Source organism: Paenibacillus sp. P4_E11, assembly GCF_056401635.1.
Genome location: NZ_JBFUIX010000308.1, coordinates 1 through 2788 on the forward strand (window position 1 = coordinate 1; position 2788 = coordinate 2788).

A 2788-nucleotide genomic window follows, 5' to 3' on the forward strand; every position below is an offset into this window, starting at 1 on the left:
GCAGTATAACTCCTCTGATCCGGTCAATCTCGGATCAGGTGTGGAGATTAGGATCGGAGACCTCGCTGAACAAATCAGACGATTGACCGGCTTCCAAGGGGACATAGTCTGGGATTCAACTAAACCGAACGGCCAGCCGCGCAGAAGCCTGGATACTCGGCGGGCCAAGAGCTGCTTCGGCTTTGAAGCCGCAACAAAGATGGACGAAGGCCTGCGTCGTACGATCGAATGGTACAGAGCGAACCGCGCCTGACCGTTTGCTATTGCTACGTTGCCTCTCGTATAGGCACTTATCCAATTTTCCCGATTATGAGTCAACGGTCTATGTTAGCCCGTACACGCCTGCATACTATGGTAGGAGCTGAATAGACGTTCTGGATACAGATAAGTGTCTATTGGCTATGGCGAGGAAGGGGGAACGAAAGCATTGAAAGTCGTTATTATGGCCGGCGGAAAAGGAACCCGATTTTGGCCCCGTAGTGTGGATTCGAAGCCCAAACAGTTTCTTGCGCTAACCTCCAGTGAAACGATGCTTCAACTGACGTACAACCGTTTTCTGGAATGGCTCCCCAAACCGTCCGTTTATGTATGCACCACGATCAAATATGTATCACTCGTCCGTGAGCAACTGCCGGATTTGGCAGATGACCRGATCATTCTGGAGCCTGATCAGAGAGATACAGGGCCGTGTACCGCGCTTATTGCTTCGCAATTCCTGAATCTGGGGGATGACGAAGTGTTGGTGACCACTCCATCCGATCATTATATCCCGGACAGTAAGCGGCTTATGGAAGCCCTGCTTCATGCGGAAGAAGCCGCGCTTCATGACCGTGCGATCGTGACTTTGGGCATTAAGCCCACACGAGCGGAGACGGGGTACGGCTATATTCGAACGAAGGCAGGAACATCCAGTCACGAGGCTCGCTTGGTAGAGACGTTCATCGAGAAACCTTCCGCCGAGAAGGCAGAACATTTGATTCAACAAGATAACGTGTATTGGAACAGCGGGATTTTCATTTGGAAGCCTTCCACGATCGCTTATTATATGTCTGCCTATCAACCTAGCCTATGGTTAGCCATCTCAAGATCTCAAGCCTCATTAAGCGACATTTACTCCACCCTGCCGAAGCTGTCCGTTGATTACGCCATTTTGGAAAAAGCTGAGATGATCTACATGATTCCCGTTGATTTTGTTTGGGACGACGTAGGAACGTGGAGATCTTTGGAACGCATGCACGAAGCCGATGCATACGGGAATATCGTTCTCGGCGAAGTCTATGCCAACAACTCCAATAACTCCATCGTCTATGCGGAGAACCTCAAGACTGTTGTGTTGGGCGTGAACGATTTGATCATCATTGCCACTCAGGACGGTTTGCTAGTCTGTCACAAGTCCAATGAGCAGCATATTAAAACTGTCCTGAAGGCATTAGAAGATGATGAGGGAGGGATATGACGAGAATGAAGGCATTGGTTACAGGCATCTCCGGGTTCGTTGGCAGTCATATGGCCGAATTTCTGTTAGAAAAGAATGTAGAGGTCGTCGGTACGATTCGGCATAGGAGCAGGATGGAGCATATCACTCACCTGGAGGATGAATTGGAGCTGGTGGAGTGTGAGTTAAGAGATCCCTTCTCTGTGGATAATCTCATTTATAGCGCTAAGCCCGACTTGATCTTCCACCTGGCTGCGCAAAGCTTCGTACCGACTTCATGGAATTCACCGATGGACACGATTCACAACAATATTTCCGGTCAAGTGAATATTATGGAGGCGGTCCGCCGCCTTCAGCACGAATGCAAAGTCCAGATTGCTTGCTCCAGCGAAGAATATGGCCATGTAGAGCCGCATGAGGTTCCGATCAAAGAAACGAATCCGTTACGGCCTCTCAGCCCTTACGCGGTCAGTAAAGTTGCCCAGGATTATTTGGGTTATCAATACTTCAAGAGCTATGGACTGCATATCATTCCTACCCGGACGTTCAATCACACCGGTCCCCGGCGAGGTGAGAATTTCGTCACATCCAACTTCGCCAAGCAAATTGCCGAGATAGAGAAAGAGAAAAAAGAGCCAGTACTTTACGTAGGCAATCTGAGCGCCAAACGGGACTTTACGGATGTCCGTGATGTAGTCAGGGCTTATTGGTTGGCATTGGAAAAAGGGGAGCCTGGCGTTTCTTACAATATCGCATCCGGCACCTGTGTTACGATTCAGGAAATGTTGAATATTTTGCTGGCAATGAGCAAGATCGAGATAGAAGTGAAGGAGGACCCAGCACGATTGAGACCTTCTGACGTCGAGATTCTTCTCGGAGACTACGAGAAATTTCATAAGAAAACAGGCTGGAAACCAGAAATTCCGTTCTCCCAGACGATGGAAGACCTTCTGAATTACTGGAGAGCCCGAGTGTAGGGATAGACAGAAGGGAGAGAATTCATGCATGCGCAAGTCTGCGGTTAAAACCCGGAAGAGAAAAGGAAGAGCGAAACGCATAAAAGTTAAGGTAACCAGGCGCGGGACAAAACTCCTACGAAAACTTCGTAACCGCAAACTTAACCGCAAACTTAACCGTAAACTTAAACTTAAACTCCAAAAAGTAATGATGCGGAGAAGAAAAGCGAGAAGAAAATCTCGTGTCCACCATCCAGAAAGTACTGTCGAAACCGACAACGTACAGAAAGGGATTAACCTATTCGGATTCATGCGTGCTGAGATGGGGATCGGGGAATCCGGTCGTTTGGCTGCGAGATCGCTCGAGACTACGAGCATTCCTTTCGGTGTACTGAAT

At 48.8% G+C, this 2788-nt stretch carries 2 protein-coding genes and 2 pseudogenes; all 4 read left to right on the plus strand.

Going from position 1 to position 2788, the window contains the following annotated elements:
- Positions 1 to 253: pseudogene (locus AC1DWB_RS33250) on the plus strand (GDP-L-fucose synthase); the annotation flags it as partial.
- Between the two features lie 174 nt (positions 254 to 427).
- The gene (locus tag AC1DWB_RS33255; RefSeq protein WP_477545368.1) at positions 428 to 1456 is read left to right on the plus strand and encodes a mannose-1-phosphate guanylyltransferase; all 1029 of its coding nucleotides are present in this window, start codon (positions 428 to 430) and stop codon (positions 1454 to 1456) included.
- 5 nt (positions 1457 to 1461) lie between these two features.
- Positions 1462 to 2412 carry a GDP-mannose 4,6-dehydratase gene (locus AC1DWB_RS33260; protein ID WP_477545369.1) on the plus strand — a complete coding sequence of 317 codons (951 nt, stop codon included), beginning with the start codon at positions 1462 to 1464 and terminating at the stop codon, positions 2410 to 2412.
- A 28-nt stretch (positions 2413 to 2440) separates the two neighbouring features.
- Positions 2441 to 2788: pseudogene (locus AC1DWB_RS33265) on the plus strand (glycosyltransferase family 1 protein); the annotation flags it as partial.